The organism is Pseudomonas azotoformans (assembly GCF_900103345.1).
In the GTDB taxonomy this organism is placed as follows: Bacteria; Pseudomonadota; Gammaproteobacteria; order Pseudomonadales; family Pseudomonadaceae; genus Aquipseudomonas; species Aquipseudomonas azotoformans.
In genome coordinates, this window is sequence record NZ_LT629702.1 from 2,015,239 (window position 1) to 2,035,068 (window position 19,830).

General features: G+C 61.6%; 23 protein-coding genes. 12 read left to right on the forward strand and 11 right to left on the reverse strand.

What is annotated here, in order from left to right; translation table 11 throughout:
* Positions 1–13: 13 nt before the first annotated feature.
* The 5 genes from BLR69_RS08545 (at position 14) to BLR69_RS08565 (ending at position 3,498) form a co-directional block, all read left to right on the forward strand.
* Complete coding sequence (locus tag BLR69_RS08545) at positions 14–1,429, forward strand: purine-cytosine permease family protein (RefSeq protein ID WP_071493289.1); 1,416 nt, start codon at positions 14–16, stop codon at positions 1,427–1,429.
* 95 nt (positions 1,430–1,524) lie between these two features.
* Positions 1,525–1,908, forward strand: a complete 384-nt coding sequence (locus BLR69_RS08550; protein WP_071493290.1) for a hypothetical protein — start codon at positions 1,525–1,527, stop codon at positions 1,906–1,908.
* Positions 1,909–1,980: 72 nt separating this feature from the next.
* Positions 1,981–2,472 carry a GNAT family N-acetyltransferase gene (locus BLR69_RS08555; RefSeq protein WP_071493291.1) on the forward strand — a complete coding sequence of 164 codons (492 nt, stop codon included), beginning with the start codon at positions 1,981–1,983 and terminating at the stop codon, positions 2,470–2,472.
* 321 nt (positions 2,473–2,793) lie between these two features.
* Entirely contained in the window at positions 2,794–3,054 is a 261-nt protein-coding gene (locus BLR69_RS08560; RefSeq protein ID WP_071493292.1) for a hypothetical protein, read from the forward strand.
* A gap of 18 nt (positions 3,055–3,072) precedes the next feature.
* Entirely contained in the window at positions 3,073–3,498 is a 426-nt protein-coding gene (locus BLR69_RS08565) for a GNAT family N-acetyltransferase (RefSeq protein ID WP_071493293.1), read from the forward strand.
* A 4-nt stretch (positions 3,499–3,502) separates the two neighbouring features.
* Here BLR69_RS08565 and BLR69_RS08570 read toward each other — a convergent pair whose 3' ends face one another.
* Positions 3,503–4,708 carry a TPM domain-containing protein gene (locus BLR69_RS08570; RefSeq protein WP_071493294.1) on the reverse strand — a complete coding sequence of 402 codons (1,206 nt, stop codon included), beginning with the start codon at positions 4,706–4,708 and terminating at the stop codon, positions 3,503–3,505.
* A 128-nt stretch (positions 4,709–4,836) separates the two neighbouring features.
* On the opposite strand from BLR69_RS08570, the gene BLR69_RS08575 reads away from it, so the two are divergent.
* Together BLR69_RS08575 and BLR69_RS08580 are read left to right on the forward strand one after the other, a co-directional pair.
* Positions 4,837–5,652, forward strand: coding sequence for an alpha/beta fold hydrolase (locus BLR69_RS08575; RefSeq protein WP_071493295.1), 816 nt, complete (start codon positions 4,837–4,839; stop codon positions 5,650–5,652).
* Positions 5,642–6,784 carry a PAS domain-containing sensor histidine kinase gene (locus BLR69_RS08580; RefSeq protein WP_071493296.1) on the forward strand — a complete coding sequence of 381 codons (1,143 nt, stop codon included), beginning with the start codon at positions 5,642–5,644 and terminating at the stop codon, positions 6,782–6,784. The genes BLR69_RS08575 and BLR69_RS08580 overlap by 11 nt, the downstream gene beginning before the upstream one ends.
* Here the strand turns inward: BLR69_RS08580 and dapF are convergent.
* Together dapF and BLR69_RS08590 are read right to left on the reverse strand one after the other, a co-directional pair.
* On the reverse strand, positions 6,772–7,575 hold the full coding sequence (dapF, locus tag BLR69_RS08585; RefSeq protein WP_071493297.1) for a diaminopimelate epimerase: 804 nt from the start codon (positions 7,573–7,575) through the stop codon (positions 6,772–6,774). The two genes, BLR69_RS08580 and dapF, sit on opposite strands and share 13 nt — an antisense overlap.
* Positions 7,576–7,857: 282 nt before the next feature.
* A complete protein-coding gene (locus tag BLR69_RS08590; RefSeq protein WP_071493298.1) occupies positions 7,858–9,453 on the reverse strand; it encodes a L,D-transpeptidase family protein in 1,596 nt (531 codons plus the stop codon).
* Positions 9,454–9,492: 39 nt separating this feature from the next.
* Here BLR69_RS08590 and BLR69_RS08595 point away from each other — a divergent pair, with 39 nt between their 5' ends.
* Both BLR69_RS08595 and BLR69_RS08600 read left to right on the forward strand, forming a co-directional pair.
* The gene (locus BLR69_RS08595) at positions 9,493–10,206 is read left to right on the forward strand and encodes a murein L,D-transpeptidase catalytic domain family protein (protein WP_071493299.1); all 714 of its coding nucleotides are present in this window, start codon (positions 9,493–9,495) and stop codon (positions 10,204–10,206) included.
* Between the two features lie 28 nt (positions 10,207–10,234).
* Complete coding sequence (locus tag BLR69_RS08600; RefSeq protein WP_071493300.1) at positions 10,235–10,981, forward strand: creatininase family protein; 747 nt, start codon at positions 10,235–10,237, stop codon at positions 10,979–10,981.
* A 131-nt stretch (positions 10,982–11,112) separates the two neighbouring features.
* On the opposite strand, the gene BLR69_RS08605 is transcribed toward BLR69_RS08600, so the two are convergent.
* Both BLR69_RS08605 and BLR69_RS08610 read right to left on the reverse strand, forming a co-directional pair.
* Positions 11,113–11,454 (reverse strand): hypothetical protein, encoded by a 342-nt coding sequence (locus tag BLR69_RS08605; protein ID WP_071493301.1) that lies wholly within the window; start codon positions 11,452–11,454, stop codon positions 11,113–11,115.
* A gap of 35 nt (positions 11,455–11,489) precedes the next feature.
* The gene (locus BLR69_RS08610) at positions 11,490–12,134 is read right to left on the reverse strand and encodes an ATPase (RefSeq protein WP_071493302.1); all 645 of its coding nucleotides are present in this window, start codon (positions 12,132–12,134) and stop codon (positions 11,490–11,492) included.
* Positions 12,135–12,265: 131 nt separating this feature from the next.
* On the opposite strand from BLR69_RS08610, the gene BLR69_RS08615 reads away from it, so the two are divergent.
* Positions 12,266–12,529: a hypothetical protein gene (locus tag BLR69_RS08615; protein WP_071493303.1), complete on the forward strand. Its 264-nt coding sequence runs from the start codon at positions 12,266–12,268 to the stop codon at positions 12,527–12,529.
* On the opposite strand, the gene BLR69_RS08620 is transcribed toward BLR69_RS08615, so the two are convergent.
* The 4 genes from BLR69_RS08620 to yfcF form a co-directional block, all read right to left on the reverse strand.
* Positions 12,506–13,339 carry an amidohydrolase family protein gene (locus BLR69_RS08620; RefSeq protein WP_071493304.1) on the reverse strand — a complete coding sequence of 278 codons (834 nt, stop codon included), beginning with the start codon at positions 13,337–13,339 and terminating at the stop codon, positions 12,506–12,508. The two genes, BLR69_RS08615 and BLR69_RS08620, sit on opposite strands and share 24 nt — an antisense overlap.
* 27 nt (positions 13,340–13,366) lie before the next feature.
* Positions 13,367–14,647, reverse strand: a complete 1,281-nt coding sequence (locus BLR69_RS08625; RefSeq protein ID WP_071493305.1) for an MFS transporter — start codon at positions 14,645–14,647, stop codon at positions 13,367–13,369.
* A 98-nt stretch (positions 14,648–14,745) separates the two neighbouring features.
* The gene (locus tag BLR69_RS08630; protein ID WP_071493306.1) at positions 14,746–15,477 is read right to left on the reverse strand and encodes a GntR family transcriptional regulator; all 732 of its coding nucleotides are present in this window, start codon (positions 15,475–15,477) and stop codon (positions 14,746–14,748) included.
* Positions 15,478–15,587: 110 nt separating this feature from the next.
* A complete protein-coding gene (gene yfcF / locus BLR69_RS08635; protein ID WP_071493307.1) occupies positions 15,588–16,205 on the reverse strand; it encodes a glutathione transferase in 618 nt (205 codons plus the stop codon).
* Positions 16,206–16,382: 177 nt separating this feature from the next.
* Here yfcF and BLR69_RS08640 point away from each other — a divergent pair, with 177 nt between their 5' ends.
* Complete coding sequence (locus BLR69_RS08640) at positions 16,383–17,078, forward strand: hypothetical protein (RefSeq protein WP_058423976.1); 696 nt, start codon at positions 16,383–16,385, stop codon at positions 17,076–17,078.
* A gap of 10 nt (positions 17,079–17,088) precedes the next feature.
* Here BLR69_RS08640 and BLR69_RS08645 read toward each other — a convergent pair whose 3' ends face one another.
* Entirely contained in the window at positions 17,089–17,625 is a 537-nt protein-coding gene (locus BLR69_RS08645) for a DUF924 family protein (RefSeq protein WP_071493308.1), read from the reverse strand.
* Positions 17,626–17,718: 93 nt separating this feature from the next.
* Here BLR69_RS08645 and BLR69_RS08650 point away from each other — a divergent pair, with 93 nt between their 5' ends.
* Entirely contained in the window at positions 17,719–18,873 is a 1,155-nt protein-coding gene (locus tag BLR69_RS08650; protein WP_071493309.1) for a DUF1624 domain-containing protein, read from the forward strand.
* Between the two features lie 204 nt (positions 18,874–19,077).
* Here BLR69_RS08650 and BLR69_RS08655 read toward each other — a convergent pair whose 3' ends face one another.
* A complete protein-coding gene (locus BLR69_RS08655; protein WP_071493310.1) occupies positions 19,078–19,686 on the reverse strand; it encodes a LysE family translocator in 609 nt (202 codons plus the stop codon).
* Positions 19,687–19,830: the final 144 nt, after the last annotated feature.

Genomic DNA, 19,830 nt, shown 5'->3' on the forward strand with positions numbered 1-19,830 from the left:
CTTGGAGCTCGTCATGGTTACCACTGCAACATCCTCCGCCCCGCTTATCGAAAAACACACGATTGGATACGTGCCCCCGGAAGACCGCCATGGAAAGGTCAGAGACCTGTTCACCCTGTGGTTCGGCGGCAACATCGCGCCGTTGCCGATCGTCACGGGGGCGCTGGGTGTGCAACTGTTCCACCTCAACCTGCTCTGGGGCATCGTCGCGATCCTCGTCGGCCACCTGGTTGGCGGCGTGTTGATGGCGCTGCACTCGGCCCAGGGCCCGCAGATGGGCATCCCGCAAATGATCCAGAGCCGCGCCCAGTTCGGCTCGCTCGGTGCCCTGCTGGTGGTGGTGATTGCCGGCGTGATGTATGTCGGCTTCTTCGCCTCCAACATCGTGCTGGCGGGCAAGTCCCTGCACGGCGTGGTCGACGCCGTGCCCGTGCCAGTGGGCATCGTGATCGGCGCCATCGGCTCCGGCATCATCGGCATCATCGGCTACCGCTTCATCCACGTGCTCAACCGCATCGGCACCTGGGTGCTGGGCGCCGGGATCGTGTTGGGGTTCGGCTATATCTTCACCCACGTACAGACCACAGATTTCCTGACCCGTGGTGAATTCAACATCTCCGGTTGGCTGGCAACGGTGTCCCTGGCGGCGCTGTGGCAAATCGCATTCGCGCCCTACGTTTCGGACTACTCGCGCTACCTGCCGGCCGATGTGCCGGTCGCCTCCACCTTCTGGACCACCTACCTCGGCTCGGCCCTGGGCTCCAGCCTGTCGTTCATCTTCGGCGCCGTCGCCGTGCTCGCCACCCCGGTCGGCATGGACACCATGGACGCCGTCAAACTCGCCACCGGCGCCATCGGCCCGTTGATGCTGGTGCTGTTTTTGCTCAGCGTGATCAGCCACAACGCGCTCAATTTGTATGGTGCCGTGCTGTCGATCATCACCCTGGTGCAGACCTTTGCATACAGCTGGATTCCCACCGCCAAAAGCCGCGCGGTGATCTCGATCCTGGTGTTGGCGGCCTGTGCGATTGCCGCGGTGTTTGCCTCCAAGGACTTCATCGGCCACTTCGTCGACATGGTGCTGGTGCTGCTGGTGGTGCTGGTGCCATGGACGGCGATCAACCTGATCGACTTCTATGCGATCCATAAGGGCAAGTACGACATTGCCTCGATCTTCCGCGTGGACGGCGGGATTTACGGACGCTACAACCCACAGGCGTTGCTGGCGTATGCAGTGGGGATCGTGGTGCAGATTCCGTTCATGAACACGCCGCTGTATGTCGGGCCGATTTCGGCGCATATCAACGGGGCGGACCTGTCCTGGGTGGTGGGGTTGGTGGTGACGTCGCCGTTGTACTTCTGGTTGGCGAGTCGGGACAGTGCTTATAAGCGGCGGATGGAGGGAGGGACGTGGCTGGGTGGAGTTTGATGCACCCGTTGCAATTGGAACCAGACGCGTACGTACAGCCACAAAGCGTGGCTTGTATTGAACCGTTCCATCAACCTCCATCAGCGAGTTCCCGAATGTCTGCTATTCAGTTTCAACCTCTATCGGCGTCAACCGTTGCCTCTCAGTCACAGGTTGGCGCACTTCAGAACACCGTCAACACCGCGCCTACCGCCAGGGAAAAAATCGAGGTACTGGTCAGGGCGAGCGATGTCGATAAAACCATGAACATTGCCTTCAGGATCGCCGAAGCGATGGGCATGGCATTTCCGAATGCGGAGGTTGGCAGCCCGGAACATGCTAATTTCCAAACACCGGAGAACGGCTATCCGATCAAATTCGACTTCAGACCGGATGGTCCTGACGGTACCTATACCTCCGAGCTTCAACAGAAGATCAACCGCTTCAAGGAACAGTTTGCTCAGACGCTTCGTCATGAAGGCGTAGAAAACGCCCATTGATATACCCACCTGTGGCTATGCGCTTGCCTGATACCTAATATGTCACCTTTCAGTCACACCCCAGGAAACCCCATGTCCATCCTCACCTTGCGCAACGCCCTCCCCGCCGACGCCGCCCGTTGCTTTGAAATCGAGATCAGCGCCTACGAAGGCGACGAAGCCGCCACCCTGGAAAAGATCGCCACGCGTATTGCGCAGTACCCGCAAGGTTTTCTGATCCTGGAAGCGGCTGGCGAAGTGGTGGGTTTCATCAACGGCGGCTGCGCCCACAAGGTGGTGATGTCAGATGAAGCGTTCAAGGAGTTGGTGGGCCACTCGGCCGACGCGCCGAATGTGGTGATCATGTCGGTGGTGGTCGACCCGGCGCACCAGGGCAAGGGCTATTCGAGAATACTGATGACCGAGTTTGTGCAGCGCATGCGCGGCATGGGCAAGCAGACGATTCACCTGATGTGCAAGGAACAGCATGTGCCGCTGTATGAGCGCATGGGTTACCAGTATGTGCAGCCGTCGCCATCGGATCACGGTGGCATGGCGTGGCATGAGATGGTGATGGTGTTCTAGACCTCAGGGTCATGGCGGCACTTGTGTGTCCGGACGTAAGCCAATCACGGGCAGTAAAAGACGCCGATATATTTCAGCATGCAAATACCTGATCTAAGTGCACCCTCTCTGACATTTCGCCTGCATCGACAAGCAAAAAAACGGGACGTGTCGTACAGCCACACAAGCCATTGCATGAGTGCACCCGGTAGCGGTTTCACCCCGTTACATCCGCCGAAAACCGCCTGATTGAACAGCCTTTGCAAGCTCTGTAGCCTCTGATGCAACCCGCCAGACAAGTGCTGACGGGTTGGTTTTTTTCACTATCAGAGAGGTATTGCCATGTCTTCAATCAACGGCTTCAACCCTTACACCGCTGCCTATCAAGCGCTGGCAACACACATCGACAACGACCAGCCACGCCACAACCCCCTGGATGACACCGCCGGCGACGATGCCGAAGTGTTCGACCCCAATACGCAAAGCTGGCAACCCACCCAGGCGGCGGGCAAAGGGCAACATACGCCGCTGGGAGATCCGTACCGCGAACCAATAGATTTTGAGATCAAGGCCGATAACATGGGAGGATGGCAACGCGCATAAGCCAGACGAGAACCCGTGATGACAGCCCACTACATTGAAGTCAGCGACCAGCCCAACCCCGACGCCGAGCGTGTCCTCGGCGCCGGCTTGGCGGCGTTCAATGAGGCCATCACGGGCTATAACGACCGGCGCTTGCTGGCGGTGCTGGTCAAGGATCCCGACACCCGGCAAATCCTTGGCGGTCTCACCGGCAAAACCACGCTGGGCACGGCGTTTCTCGATCTGTTTCATCTGCCCGACACCCTGCGCGGGGTGGGTCTTGGCAGTCAGTTGCTGCACGCCTTTGAAGATGAAGCCCGGCGCCGCGGCTGTCGCCACGCAGTGCTGTACACCCTCAGTTTTCAAGCGCCGGGGTTTTACGAGAAGCACGGCTGGGTGCGTTTTGGCGAGATCCCATGCGAACCGGACGGCAGCAGCCGGGTGTTTCTGTCTAAGGCGCTGTGATGTTTTACCAGCTCCCTGACGCCCCGCCGCCGCCACTGGAACCACCGCCGCCCGATGAACTGCTGCTGGAACTGGAACGGGAGCTTCCGGAGCTTGAGCCGGAACCTCCGCCAGACCCCGAGCCGCCCTCGGAAATACTTTGGATAAACACAATAAACGCCACGATCGACGCGGCCGGTATCGCCACTATCCAGCCCTGGTAACCCTGCCCCAGCAACACCCCCACGGCCACATAGACCGCCAGCACCGCCAACACACGCAAGATGAAAAAGCGCGGGCGTTTTTTCCAGGATTCACGGATGACGAAAAACAGCCCCACGTATAACCCCAGTACCAAGGCGCCGCCAAACGGCCACACCAGCCAATGGACGAAATTGACCTCGACGAAGTGGTTCACCACCAGCACTCCGACGATGTACGCCAGCAGTCCCAACACGCTGTAGAACACCGCACGCGCCAGCCACAGTGCGCCGAACGTGGCGCCGCCGATCAGCAACGTCAGCGGCACGACAAACAGGTACATCGGCCAATCGCGCCCGCCGCCATAGATCGTCAGGAGCACCGTCACCACCGAGGTGGCAATCAACGCGCGGCGCCAATGCAGCTTGCCGGCGGCGATGAGCACACCGCCGATGGCGCCGATGACAAACGCCAGCAGTATCGCAATGAACTGCGGATTGAGCCCCGGCCCCGCAATCGCGGGCAAGTCACCACCGTCCACCAGCACCACCAGGTCGTTCACGCCCTGGGAGACGCCGCCGGCGAAATCGCCCTGGCGAAACGCCGGCGTGATGTGTTCTTCGATGATGCGATGGGCCAGCAGGTCGGTCACTGTGCCTTCCAGGCCATAGCCCACCTCGATGCGCACCTTGCGGTCGTCCTTGGCCACCACCAGCAGGATGCCGTCGTTGATGTCCTTGCGTCCCAGCTTCCAGGCACGGAACAGCTGATTGGCGTAGTCCTCGATACTCGCACCACCCGTGGTGGGCACCAGCAGCACAGCCACTTGCGCGCCTTTGCGCTGTTCAAGGTCCGCCAGCTGGTTTTTCAGACGGGTGGCGGTGGCGGCGTCCAGGGTGTTGGTGAGGTCGATCACCCGCTGGTCGAGGGCCACACCGATGGGCGAATCCTCCGCGTGGGCAGTGCTCAACAGACCGATAAGCGCCAGCGCCATCAGGCCCAGGATCGATTGCCGCAAAATCGCCATCATGCTTTGTTACCTGAAGTTTCTTCCTGAAGGCGCCGACTTTACCTTATCAACGCTATAACGCGTGACCCCACGGCGTTGACTATCTAAACTGCGCGGATACATAGCAATACGCCATAACCGGGAAATCCATGGATCTACGTCAGCGCAACAACGTCAATGTGATGGGCACCGGCACGTCGACCCTGGTGTTCTCCCATGGTTTTGGCTGCAACCAGGCCATGTGGAACTACCTGGCGCCGGATTTCCTCGAGCGTTTTCGTGTGGTGCTGTACGACCTGGTGGGCGCCGGCCTGTCTGACCTGAGCGCGTACGACAAAGACAAGTACAGCACGCTGGACGGCTATGCCCGGGACCTCAATCAGATTATCGACGCCCATGCCGTCGGCCCGGTGATTCTGGTGGGTCACTCGGTCAGCGCGATGATCGGCACCCTCGCCGACCGCCTGGCTCCGGGGCGTATCGCCGCCCACGTGATGATCGGCCCGTCGCCGCGCTATATCGATGACGACGGCTATGTTGGTGGTTTCAAACGCAGCGATATCGACGACCTGCTCGACACCCTCGACAGCAACTACCTCGGCTGGTCCAGCGCCATGGCCCCAGTGATCATGGGCGCACCTGATCAACCCGCGCTGGGCGAAGCACTGACCGAGAGTTTCTGCCGCACCGAGCCGGATATCGCCAAGCAGTTCGCACGGGTGACCTTTATGTCGGACAACCGCCAGGATGTGATCGGCCTGACCACCCCGGTGCTGATCCTGCAGTCGACCGATGACCTGATCGCCCCGGTGGCTGTCGGCGAATACCTGCACAGCGTGTTGCCCAACAGCACCTATCGCCTGGTGGACAACGTCGGCCATTGCCCGCACATGAGCGCGCCCCAGGCTTGCGCGGCGGCCATGGACGCGTTCCTGGTACCTTGGGCAACTGCACGTGCCAGCTGAATTGTTCGACAGCGCCGCCTGCGCGCTGGCCGTTACCTCGGAAGACGGCACGATCCTGCAAGCCAACACCCGCTTCAGCGAATGGCTGGGGCTCAGCACCACCGAGTTGTGCGGCAAACGCTTCCAGGACCTGCTGACCATGGGCGGGCGGATCTTCCACCAGACCCACCTGGCGCCCATGTTGCGCATGCATGGCAGTGTCAACGAGGTGAAGCTGGACATGCTGCACCGTGACGGCCACAAGATCACCGTGCTGCTCAACGGCAACAAGCGCGAGCAGGCCGACGTCGCGGTGTACGACCTGGCCCTGTTCGGCACCACCGACCGCGACAAGTACGAACGCGAGCTGCTCAATGCACGAAACCTGGCCGAAGCGCTGTTGCAGGAAAAAACCGCCACCGAACTGGCCTTGCAGCAAGCCCAGGCCGAGTTGCGCGAGGCCTATGCGATTTCCCAGCGCCGCGCATTGTTCGCCGAGCAGATGGTGGCGATTGTCAGCCATGACCTGAAAAACCCGCTCACCGCAATCCGCATGGCCTCCGACTTTCTCAGCCGCAGTGAACGCACGGCCAAGGAACGCCAGTTGCTGGGGCATATCGGCCAGTCGTCCGAGCGCGCCCAACGCATGATCGCCGACCTGCTGGACTTCACCCAGGCCCGGGTCGGCCAGGGCATCACCATCAAGGCATTGCCTCTGGACTTGCATGGCGTGATTCATCGCGCCGTGGATGAATTGCGCGTAGCGTTCCCTAAGGCGACGTTGGAGCATCACACCGAGGGCAGTGGCGACGCCTGCCTGGATGCCGACCGCGTGCAGCAGATCATCGGCAACCTGGTGGCCAACAGTGTGGCCTATGGCGACTTGCTGCAACCGATCACCATCACCTCACGCCTGGATAATGGCGGCTGCGAAGTGGCGGTACACAACCATGGCGCGGCCATTCCCGAAGCGTTGCTGGCCGGGCTGTTCGAACCCATGACCCGAGGCACCGAACAGGGCAGCGATGTACGCAGCGTGGGCCTGGGCCTGTATATCGTGCGCGAGTTGGCCAGGGTGCACGGCGGGGACGTGACGGTGAGTTCCTGTGCTACCGGCGGCACTACCTTTACCGTGACATTTCAGAGTACATAGGCGCTGCCTTGCATCACCGGCTCGACGCTGCCGGTCAGCACCACACCGCCCTCACCCGCCCAGTGCACGGTCACGGTACCGCCGTCGCACTCCACCTGCACCGTGGCATCCAGCAAACCACGCCGAATCCCATTGACCACCGCGCCGCAGCAGCACGAGCCGGAGCCCAGCGGCACGCCGCCGCCGCGTTCCCAGATGCGCAGGCGGATATGGCCGCGGTCGAGTACCTGCACGAAATGCACATTGGTCTTGTCCGGGAACAAGCGATGTTTTTCCAGCCCTGGGCCCACGGCGGCGACGTCGATTGCGCTGAGGTCATCCACGAAAAACGTACAGTGCGGGTTGCCCATGCTGCACGCAGCCGGGTCGCCCTCGATAGGTAAAACAAGCGTATCCATGGCTTCGGCCAGCGGCACTGCACGCCAGTCCAACGACGGCTCGCCCATGTTCACCGACACCTGCCGCCCGGGTGCACGCACGCAGGTCAGCAGGCCGCGGTCGGTGCGCAACAGCACCGAATCCGTAGCGGCCTCATGCATCAAGCGATCAGCCACGCCACGGGTAGCGCTGCCGCAGGTCGCCAGCGGCGTACCGTTGGGGTTCCAGAACTTGATGCGCGCAGCGGCGTCATCGCAGTCGAGTACCACGGCAAGCTGGTTGAAACCGATACCGGTGTGACGGTCGCCCAGGCGCCTGGCGATCTGTGGGGTAATGGGATCGTGCAAGCCACGGCGGTCGATGATGATGAAGTCGTCGCCATGGGCGTGCATTTTCACAAACGGCACAAGCATCGGTTGTCCTGTGGTCGACCTATTGGGGAACTGAAGGATACTCTGAAAGGCTCACCTCGCACCGCTGGCGAATGACTTCACTGTGGTGAGCGGGCTTGTTGTGCTGAACGCGCTTGTTGTGGTGAGCGGGCTTGCTGTGGTGAGCGGGCTTGCCCCGCGTTGGGGCGCGAAGCGGCCCTGAAACCAGGCAATGCATTCTAACAGGGGAAATGCGGGGGGCTTACTGGGGCTGCTTCGCAGCCCAACGCGGGGCAAGCCCGCTCACCACAGCAAGCCCGCTCACTACAACGTAGTCCCCATCGCCTTCATCAACACCAGGTCTCGCCCATAAATATCCGGCGCATATACCAGACCGCCCTGGCGATCGACCTCCACCGTCCAGTAACTCAACAACACCGGCACCGGCGTGGCCAGCCTGAATTCGTGGGTCACGCCGGTGGCCAGCAACTCATCGGTGCGCGCGCGTTCGGCCGGGCTCACCAGCAGATCGCGCAACAGCAGCGGCTGCTCGACCCGCACACACCCCGAACTGAATGCCCGTGGCCCTTTGGTGAACAGCGGTTGGCTCGGTGTGTCGTGCAGGTACACCGAGTACGGGTTGGGAAAGCGCATCACGATCTTGCCCAGCGGGTTGCGCGGGCCGGCTTCCTGGCGCAGCAGGATATTGCCCGGGCGCGCCCAGTCGATCTGTTCCGGCGCCAGCGGGTGGCCTTCGGCATCAAGCACTTGCAGGTTCTGCTGGCGCAGGTATTCGGGGTTGAGGCGGATGGCCGGGAGTTTGTCCTCGCGCATGATGGTGGGCGGGATGGTCCAGGTGGGGTTGAGGGTCAACCGGGTGATGCGGGATTTGAGCAACGGCGTCTGGCGCTCGGCGCGGCCCACTTGCAGGCGGGTTTGCCACACGGGGATGCCGCTCTGGTAAACGCTCAGTTGCGCGGCGGCGACGTTGACCAGCACGCCCTCGGGCTCCAGGTCCTGGGCCAGCCAGCGGAAGCGTTCGAGGTTGATGCGCAGTTGTTCGCGACGGATCGCCGGACTGATATTCAGCTCGGCCACCGTACCGGCGCCGATCACGCCGTCAGCCTGCAACGAATGGCTCAGTTGAAAGGCCTTGACCGCCTTGACCAGTTCGTCGCTGTACTGCTTGCCGCCGGGGGCCTTGGCCAGGTAACCACCACCAAGCAGGCGCCGCGCCAGTTCCGGAACGCGCGGGTCTTCCATGCCGGGACGCAGCAGCGGGCCCGTGGCGACCGGGTCCCAATGCGGCAGCGGTTGCTGGCGCACGGTGGAATAGGCATTGCGCAGGCTGCGGTAGAGGTCCGCGCTGGGGCGTGCCTGATCGAACGCCTGGGGCATGTCTTGCAGGCCGGTGGCGGCAAAGGCCAGCACTTCAACGTTGGGGTCGCGGGTCGGTGGCTGGGAATGCCATAGCGGCTCGAAGCGCGATTGCTGCAGGCGCCCGTAGTGCAGATCCTGCAGGGCTTGCAGGTAGTGCTGGCTGGTCGCGATGTCGCTGCACAGCACGTTGGCCGTGGCATCTGGCGCAGGCAGGCTATAGTGGGTGGGGTCCAGGCCGTCATCGGCGAGCATCAGCAACTGAGATTGCAGGGCTTGCCGGCGCTCGTCGGCGGACCACAACGGCAGATTCCCCTGCTGTTGGTAGAACGCTTGCAGACGCAGTTGGGCGGCGGCGTCAATCTGCGGCGCCAAGCCGGGGCAGACGCTCGGCAATTGCGCCAAGGCCTGCTGCACCGGCGCCAGATCGACCGGCGCAGGTGTTGTCACCGGCAACGGCTCGACCGGCAGCGCGTCGGCTGTCGCGACCAATGGTGCAACGAGCAGGCAAATGCTCAAGTAACATGCGTGTTTTTTGAACAATTGACCTGGCTCCAATCCACACCGGGGGATACTTTGTAGATGCTGACTTTTATACGCCGCCTCGGCTTGATCTCCGTGACGCTGGCTACGCTGAGCAATTTTGCGCTCGCTGCCAATCCGACCTCTCCTTCCCTGTATAGCAGCCTGGCGCGCTCGGCTCCAGAACTCAATCCCACTGTACTCAAAAGCGCCCTGAATGCGGTGCAATGCGCGGTCAATAACGGCGAGGAGCGTTCCGAACGCCTGGCGGTCATTGACTACTCCCAGCCTTCGACCGCCCGTCGGCTATGGATCTTCGACCTGCGCAAAAAGACCCTGGTACTGCGCGACCTGGTGGCCCACGGCGCCAAGTCCGGGGAAAACTTCGCCACCCAGTTCTCCAACCTGGAAGGCAGCCACCAGTCCAGCCTGGGCTTGTTCCGCACCCAGGAAAGCTACCTGGGCACCCACGGTTACTCGTTGCGCATGGACGGCCTGGAGCCGGGTTTCAATGACCTGGCCCGCGACCGCGCCATCGTGATCCACGCCGCCGACTACGTAAGCCCCCTGTGGAGCAAGCGCGAAGGCCGTATCGGTCGCAGCCAGGGTTGCCCGGCCGTGCGCCCGCAGGTCGCCCGCCAGGTAGTGGACAAGCTCAAGGATGGGCAGTTCATGTTTTCGTGGTACCCCGACCAGCGCTGGTTGAAGTCGTCGACCTACCTCAATTGCAAACCCCAACAGGTGGCGAGTAGTCGTACAATCCGTGGCGGATAGCCTGTCCCCATAGATAAGAGAGCGCCGCATGCTTCTACACAAGTCCACCTGGATCGAGATCGGGCAGTTTCTGGAACGCAGCCGCACGGTGGTGGTTCCCATCGGTTCCAACGAGCAGCACGGCCCCACCGGCCTGCTCGGTACCGACTGGATGTGCCCGGAAATCATCGCCCATGAGGCGCAGCAGAACGCCGACATCCTGATCGCCCCGACCTTCAATATCGGCATGGCCCAGCATCACTTGGGTTTTCCCGGCACCATTTCCCTGCGCCCTTCCACCTTTATCGCCGCGATTGGCGACTGGGTGCGTTCGCTGGCCGGGCATGGTTTCGAGAAGATTCTGTTTCTGAACGGCCATGGCGGCAATATCGCCACGATTGAAGCGGCCTTTTCCGAGCTGTACGCCGAAGCGAGCTTCGCCCGCCGCCCCGCCGGTTTTGCGTTGAAGCTGGTGAACTGGTGGGACCTGGAGGGCGTGACCGACCTGGCCCAGCGCCAATTCCCGGTGGGTCATGGCAGCCATGCCACACCGTCGGAAATTGCGGTGACCCAATGGGCCTACCCGGACGCGATCAAGACCGCCGACTACTCACCGCAAATCGCCAACACCGGGCCGATCCGCGAGGCGCTGGACTTCCGCGCGCGCTTCCCGGATGGGCGCATGGGCTCGGACCCGGCGCTGGCGACGGTAGAAAAAGGTGGGGAGTTGGTGGCGTTGGCGGCGCAGGGGTTGGTCAAGACAGTGAACAGCTTCAGCAACGAAGCCAAACCCTGAGCCATACATAGATCTACATGTGGGAGGGGGCTTGCCCCCGATAACAGTGTGTCAGCTACAGATGCTCTGGCTGATCCACCGCTATCGGGGGCAAGCCCCCTCCCACATGTGGTTTTATGTATGGCCTGGGATTACTGGCAGTCCTTTGCCGCCAGCTCAAGCCGCGACGGCGTGATCGTCGACGCCAGCGGCTTGCGCTCATACAGGAACACCTTGCCGCCCTCCTGGGACTTGTAGGCTTCCAGCACGTCATCGGCGGCAATCTTGCTGGTCAGCACCACTTTGGCGTGACGCGAGTTCTGGGTGACGGTCGAGGTGATCCCGTGCTTTTCCAGCTTGGGTAGCACGCACTGCACGTAGGCTTCCGGACTCTTGCTGGTTTGCAGGGTCAGGCTCGGGGCGTTTGGGGCGGTGACACAACCCACCAGCGACAGCGAAGCAATGGCCAAAGCCGGGACTAAGAAAGCGCGCATGAAAAATTCCTGACTATAAACAATAAAGGTTCACATCAACCGGCACGGACTAACGCTTTGAGCGAGGCATCGAACTGCTTCAAGGCGTCGAGCTGCACATCACGCTGCTGCTCGATCTGCGCGGCAATCTCCGGCGCGGCCTTGTCATGCACCCACACCGACGGCACCTGCTTGTGCACCGAGCCTTCGGCCCGGGCAATGTACTGCAGGTTCGCGTCATAGAACCGCGCAATAAAACGCGCCTCGACCACATCGTTACGCTGGGTCAGCAGTTGGTTATGGGTATCGAGCATCACCACCACATCGGGGTGAGCCTGCACCAGGGCATCCAGGTTGTCGTAGACCGTCACCGACAAAAAAGTGCCTTGCAGCGAGCTCATCAACCAATCAATGGCCAGTTCCGGGTCGGAACTGTTGACGAACGCCTGGCGGATGCGCCCGTCGAGGGCATCCTTGGCGCCATTCAAGGCCATGTCGTGGTAGCGTTCGAGGTAGCTGAGGTTGTCGCGGGTGTTGTCGCTCAACAACACACCCACCGACTGCGCGTGCTGCAGGGAGTCTACGCTACCGTTGATAGGTAGCAAATGGCTGGTATGCAGATCATCGGCGATTGCCGCGTTGTTGATGACCACCGTGCCAAGCATCAGAGCCATCAAAGCCAACTGAATAAACGTCCTCATCGCGCATTTCCTTGAACAGCGTCTCGATGGGGCGATTTTCCGCTTTTCCGGAAAAAACAGAACTTGCGATGCGTGATGGTGACTATTATCTGAACCGATAGTGCTGACATAAAACCTATAAGGACCACGCCATGAAGCCCCACCAGAAAACCTTCGACCGCATCCGCGAAGCCGTACTACCGGAGTTTCGCGAACGGGTCGCCGATTACCTGGTCGACTATGAACACGTGCTGCAGGACGAGGCGGCGGACGCGGACCGGATCAGCGCCAGCGCCCAGCAACTGCGCGGTTACCTGCGCGGCCTGAACACCATGCGGGTACTGGGCATGGCCGACTGGGAAGAGCTGGACCGCCGCGTGAAAGAGGATTGGCTAGGGGTGGTCGAAGCCGAATAACTGCCGGGGTGTATCGATCAGCAAGGCTTGCGCGACCGCAGCCGACCAGCCCAAGGCCTGGCGTTGCTCGATCACAGCGCGGTAGTCGACGGACGTTTCATGCTGGGTGTGCGGCCAGTCACTGCCCCACACCAAGCGGTGCAGACCGAAACTCTGTTGCAGCAACGGCATGGCCTGGCGCGCAAATTCAAGGTTCTGCGCCGGGCTGCCAGCCAGGCGATAGATCCCCGAGACTTTCAGCCACAGCTGGCCGCTGAGGCCCAGTTCCAGAAGGTCGGCAAAACCGCGTTGCGCGACGCCGAGCCGTGCATCTGGCCGGCCGAAATGGTCGACCACCAGCTTGACCCCGAACGGCAGCAACTGGCGCACCAATTGCGGCAGGTCGGTCACCTCGCGGTGCAATTCCACGTGCCAGCCCAGCGCGACGATGTGCTCGAAAAAAACCTTCCAGCCGGGCTCGGCAAAGTCTGGCAGCGCCCGGCCCACCAGGTTCAAGCGCACGCCGACCACGCCGGCGCGGGCCATCGCCTGTAAAGCGTGCTGCGGGATATCACGGTCCACCACCACGACGCCGCGCAACTGATCGGGTGCCTGCTGCAAAGCGGCCAACAGGTAGCCGTTGTCGGTGCCCAGGAAACTGGGTTGCACCAACACGCCGTGGCTCAGGCCATTGGCGTGCAAGTGGCCGAGGTAGTCCGCCAGCGTGGCGTCGTAGCCTGGGGTGTAGCGACGCTCACCGGCCAGGGTGAGCGCCTGGCTGAAGACATGGGCATGGGCGTCGATGCCGGTGATGGAACGGTTATCAAGCATGGGGTCGTCTTTCAAAAGTAAAAAGGATCAGGCCTGGGCGCGCTGGCCGCTCACGACGTTCTCGGCGGGTGCCGCTTCCAGCACGCGGCCACGGGTTTCCGGCAGGCACAGCGCGGCGATCACGGCGACGCCGTAGGCGATCCCGGCATCGATGCCGATGGCCGAGCCGAGGGACATCGAGTCGCTCATATGCCCCACCAGGAAGGGAAACACCGCCGACAGCACGCGCCCGAAGTTGTAGCAGAAGCCCACGCCGGCACCGCGCACATCCGCCGGGTAGAGTTCGTTGAACAACGCCCCCAGGCTGGCCGGGATACCGGCGGCGAAGAAGCCCAGCGGGAAGCCAAGGAACAGCATCTGCGTATTGCTCAGCGGCAGGAACACATAGGCCTGCACGGTGATCACGCAGCACAGCGCAAACAGCACGATGTTCTTGCGGCGGCCAATGCGGTCGATCAGCCAACCACTGGCGATGCAGCCACACCAGAAGGCAAAGATGATCACCGCCAGGTAGCCGCCCGAGTTGAGTACCGACAGGTTGCGCTCGGTCTTGAGGAAGGTCGGCAGCCAGGTCATCACCGCATGGTAACCACCGTGGGCACCCAGGCCCAGCAAGCCGCCGAACAGCGTCACGCGGATCAGCTCAGGGCGGAAGATGCCGGCCAGAGACTTGAAGAAACTCTGGGGAATCGCCTGTTCCTTCTGCAGGCGCTGGAAGCTGTCAGGCTCTTCAACGTTACGCCGCACCCAGATAATCAGGAACGACGGCAGCAGCCCCACCACGAACATCACCCGCCAGGCCATGTCCTGGGGCACAAACGAATAGATCAGCGCAAACACCCCGACCGCCACGCCCCAGCCCACGGCCCAGGCGCTCTGTACGGTACCCATCACCTTACCGCGATATTTCGGGTTGATGGTCTCGGCCATCAACACCGCGCCCGCCGCCCATTCACCGCCGATGCCGAAGCCTTGCAGCGCCTTGACGATCAGCAACTGGTGAAAGCCGGTGACGAACGCCGACAAAAACGTGAAGAACGAAAACCACAGGATCATCCACTGCAACGTGCGCACCCGGCCGTAGCGGTCGGACAACGTGCCGCCGACCCAACCGCCGATGGCCGAGGTCACCAGCGTAACGCCGCTGATCAGCCCCGCATCGCCCTTGCTCAAGGCGAAGGCTGCGATGAGTGCCGGGATCGCCAGGCCGAACATCTGCACTTCCAATGCATCCAGGGACCAGCCACCGAAGCAGGCCCAGAACGTTTTGCGCTCCCGAGGAGTGACTTGGCCATACCAACTGAACATGATTTTTATCCTTATAGGTCAAACGCGAGGCAGCCGGGCGCGAACCGCGCCACAGCCGGGCCAGTGTTGGGCAAACAGTTAACGGTGCGGGTGTGCGGTCAGCGAATGTCCACGCGGTAGCGGAAGTGTTCGGCATGCCCACGGGAGCGTCGCCACTCCAGGGGTTGGCCGGCGTAGTCGCGGGCCAGACGCTCGATCACCACCACCGGGCTGTTGACCGGTACTTGCAGCAACCGCGCGTACACCGCGTTGACCGATTCGGCCGTGAGGGTTTCCTCGGCCGAGGCCACCACCTGCCCGCAGACACTTTCATACACCGGATAGAGCAGCGGGCCTTGCGCGGACAGGTCGATGTCGAGCAACGCCTGGAAGCGCGCGCGCGGCAGCCAGATCTCTTCAGCAAGCAGTGGCTGCACGTCAAACAGACGGGTCCGAACGATGCGGATCACTTGGGCCTCGGGGGCCAGGCCCAGCGCCTCGCTGACCGCCGACGGCGCGGCCACGGACTCGACCGTGAGGATGCGGCTTTGCGGCACCTGACGCTCGCCCGACGGGCCTTGAAAACGGAAAAACCTAAACAGCGACGACTGGAATTGCGGGCGGCGCACAAAGGTGCCACGGCCCTGCTGACGCTCCAGAATGCCCTCGCTGACCAGTGCATCCACGGCCTTGCGCACGGTACCGGTGGACAGCGCGTACTCGGCGGACAACACCGCTTCGGTGGGAATCGCTTCGCCGGGGCGCCAGCGATTGTTGGCGATCTGCTCGATCAGCTGGTCGCGCAAGCGTTGGTAAAGCGGCAGGCGGGCATCACTGGACAGCGTGTTCATGAGGTCACATTCACTTTGTTATGTAGTCATATATATGAATATGACCAGAGTATTCTTCCGTCGGGTGACGCCTGTCAAGCGCATCACCGCAAACGGAAGATGAATGGTCGTTACTGCGCCGGGCGTTGTTGCCGCACCCACGCCTGCACGGAGGGCCGCTGCCACTGCCGTTGGGCGTACTCCACCAACTCGGCAGGCACGCTGTCACCGTTGAGGATCAAGCGATTGAGCATCACGGCCAGGTCCACGTCCGCGATGCACCATTCACCGAACAAGTACGGCGGATTACCCACCAACAGCGCCTGGGCCGCACTGATCAACTTCGCCGCCGCCGCTTCAGCCACCGGCGACAGTGCGGGCATCTTCTGCCCGTAGAACACCACCATCGTCGAGCGTTCCTGACGGATCGGCAGCAAGTCACTGCGCAGCCATGCCTGGACCTGGCGCGCCCTCGCCCGCTGTTTTGGATCGGCCGGATACACCGGCACGTCAGGGTAGGCCTGCTCCAGATACTCGGTGATCGCCGAAGACTCCGACAAGGCGAAGTTGCCCTCCAGCAAGGTCGGCACGCGCTGGGTCAGGGACAGTTGGGCGAAGTCGGCGGCGTGCTGTTGCGCGGCATCCAGGTCCAGGGCGATCGTGTCGAACGCCAGGCCTTTTTCGCGCAGGGTCACGAACACCGACATGGCGTAGGGGCTGGTGTACAGATGATCCACATACAGGCGCATAACGATTCTCCTTGAGGGGAACACCACGCTACGAGATGCGCCACAAGAAAGACAATGCGCTGTTTTTATGGGGGCATTCCTTGCGGGAATAGCCGTGCCCGCTGTGACAGCAACGCCTGTAAAGGTAGACTCGCCAAACTGCGCGCACCTGCGTACCACTAAAAAAGGATTTTCGTCTTGCGCCGCCCTTTCGCCGTGTTTTTGTCGTTCTCCAGTGTTCCTTGCGTAGCGTTTTCCAGTGAACTCCCCGCACTGCCCGGTGAAGCGCAGTATCAACAAGCCGCGAACCTGTTGAAGAAAAGCGACGCAGAGTACGCAGACCTGATGCGCTCATTGCTAGCCAAGAAAACGCCGACAGATATGGAAGAGAAGAAAGCGAACCTGGCGCTCGTCCAACAACGCTTGAGCGAATCGGCGCAGGCCGGACATCCCGTCGCCGAATATCGCCTGATGCTCCTATATCAGGTCTATTTGGTTCCTGGTAAAGAACAAGAGATGTGCCAACTGGCTGTCTCAAGCCTGGAACACGGCTTTGCCCCTGCCGCACTTTATGTAGACAACACCTGCCTGGACTATGTAGTGGGCCCCAAGTACATACCGGCACTGCAAAACGCTCTGGGCAAAATCGACGACTTTGCACGTTACTACCCGCAGCCCGCCGTATGGTTGACCTGCGGAGCGCGGCCGACTGGCGTCGAATTGCAATCAGGCAGCCAAAATGATTACCGCGCCGAACTTTATAAAGTGCTCGCCAGCCAAACCAATCGCAGAACTGCACGGCCGTTGCGCATTGAATACCTGGAGAAAGCGTTGGCAACCAACGGCTGCCCCTATGCGCACAAACGCCTGGAAATCGAACGGAACGCTCAATAAAGTCAAGTCGCTATCCGGCAAATCCGCCGGCTTCCAGAAACCTACGTTCAGCGTCAGTGGTCGCTCTGGCCAACACCTCGTTTCGATGGGGAAAACGCCCGAATTGCTCGATGATGCGCGCATGTTCCTTGGCCCAATGGAAGGTGTTGGCGTCCAGTTGCCGGTTCAACTCCAGAGAGCGCTGTTGATCGGCCGGGTCTTCCGAATGCTCGAACGGCAAATAGCAGAACGCACGCAATGCCGGGTCGACCTGCCGGTCCAGCCCGGCGTCCACCATGCGCCGGGCATACAGCCGCGCCAGCGGATCGGTGGCGAACATATGGGCGGTGCCACGGAAGGCATTGCGCGGGTACTGGTCCAGCAGGATCAGCAACGCCAGGGCGCCGTGCGCCGAGTCCAGCCAGCTTTCCAGCTCACGCCGGGCCGCTTGCAGGTGGGCGGTGTGGAAGGTGTCGCGGAAGCTGGCGTCGAAGGCATCGTCCTTGGCGAACCAGCGTTTGGGGCCGGCGTGTTGCCAGAAGTCGATGACAGCCTGCGCAGTGGTCATGGTGAGTACCTGGAAAGATAATTTAGCTGACGGTATCAGAATCCAATGTTATAGGATAACACCCCCTTGCCGCCCTGCCCTGTGATCACGCCCATGACCGATGCTGTTCCCCTGCGCCAACGCCTGCTCTCCATCGACGCTCTGCGCGGCCTGGTGATCCTGTTCATGCTGCTCGACCACGTGCGCGAAACCTTCCTGCTCCACCGCCAGGTCAGCGACCCGATGACCATCGACAGCACCGAACCCGCACTGTTTTTCAGCCGCACCCTCGCCCATCTGTGTGCGCCGGTGTTCGTTCTGCTCACGGGGTTGTCGGCCTGGCTCTACGGACAGAAGTACCAGGGCCGCCGCGATGTGTCGGCGTTCCTGTTCAAGCGCGGGCTGTTCCTGGTGGTGCTGGAATTCACCCTGGTCAACTTCGCCTGGACCTTCCAGTTGCCGCCCAGCGTAATCTACCTGCAGGTGATCTGGGCGATTGGCGTGAGCATGCTCGCCCTGGCCGCGCTGGTGTGGTTGCCGCGAGCGCTGCTGATCGTGTTGGCGCTGCTGATCATTGGCGGGCATAACCTGCTGGATGGGGTGCACTTCGCTGCGGGGTCGGCCTTGCATATTCCGTGGACGATCCTGCATGAGCGCAGCTGGATCGAGGTGGGCGATTCGCTGCGGTTGCGCACGACCTACCCGGTGCTGCCGTGGATCGGCGTGATTGCATTGGGGTACGGCCTGGGCCCATGGTTTGCCAATGGCATGCCGCCGGCGCTGCGCCAGCGTTATCTGTTGCTGGGTGGTGTGAGTGCGTTGGTGGGGTTCGTACTGTTGCGCACCGCCAATGGCTATGGCGAGAAGCCTTGGCAGGCCTATGAGAGCGGCGTCCAGACGCTGATGAGCTTGTTCAACATCACCAAATACCCGCCTTCGCTGCTGTTCCTGGCGCTGACCCTGGGGATTGGCTTGCTGCTGTTGCTGGCGTTTGAACGTGCGGGGCAGAAACGCTGGATTGGTGTGCTTGCCACATTTGGTGCGGCACCGATGTTCTTCTATTTGCTGCACCTGTACGTGCTGAAAATCCTCTACGTCGCCTGTGTGGCGTTGTTTGGCCTCAACCACGGCAACTACTTCGGTTTCGACAGCATCGGCGCCGTGTGGCTGGTGGCGCTATTGCTGCCCCTGGCGCTCTACCCGCCTGTGCGCTGGTTCGCCGGGCTCAAGGCGCGTCGCCGCGACCTGGCCTGGCTCAAATACCTCTGACCCCTGGCGCATGACACTGTAGGAGCGAGCTTGCTCGCGAAAAACGTCAACGATAACGCGTTAACTCAGGTTTAACGCGGGGCCCTCAGGTTCTTCGCGAGCAAGCTCGCTCCTACACGGGTGGTGTCAGGCCGATGCAGCCATCGTCGGCAGACGGTAACAGGGAGACAAACTCATTTTACTTCTGATGGTCGCAAGGTCCGTTCATGTTGCGATCAGATGCACATAGAACGCGTGAAACATGAAATACGCACACACCGCCAGTGCCACCCCCATGCACCGGTTGAACAGGGTGAACGCCGACGTCCCGTTGATCCGCCGCCCCAGCAGCGCCCCCAGCAGCGCGTAGATCCACGGTGCACCGAACGCCCCGAAGGCGAGCGCCGCCGAGACCACGGCGATGGACGCCCCGGTGATATGCGCCGCCGGCAGCATCACACTGGTGATCGGCAACACAGCCATGATGCCCTTGGGGTTGAGCAACTGGATCACCAGGCCATTCCAGAACGTAAGGGTTCTGGCCGGTGCCGTTGAAGCGTTTTCATCCACCACCGTGCGCGCGGTGAACACTTGGTAAGCCAGGTACAGCGTGTACACCCCGCCAACCAGCGAAATATACGGCAACGCGGCCTGGGAGATGATCGCCTCGCCGGTGTACCCAAACAGCACGAACAGCAGCATCATCGCGCAACCCACGCCGATGAAGAATCCGGTGGAGCGGCGGAACTGACCGGTGAGCCCGGCGTTGAGGCCCATGAAGTTCACGGGACCGGGGCTGTACATGACGCTGAAGGAGTAGAGGAAGATGTCCATGGAAGACCTGCTGTAGAGGAAGTGGGGCGAGTCTACTGAGGGGGGGTGGGGGGATTCTTGTACGTTTGTGGTAGGACAGGATTTGGCGATGCTGGGCATCCCAGCGGGAGCAAGCTCCCTCGCCACAGGTATAGTGTTTGTCGA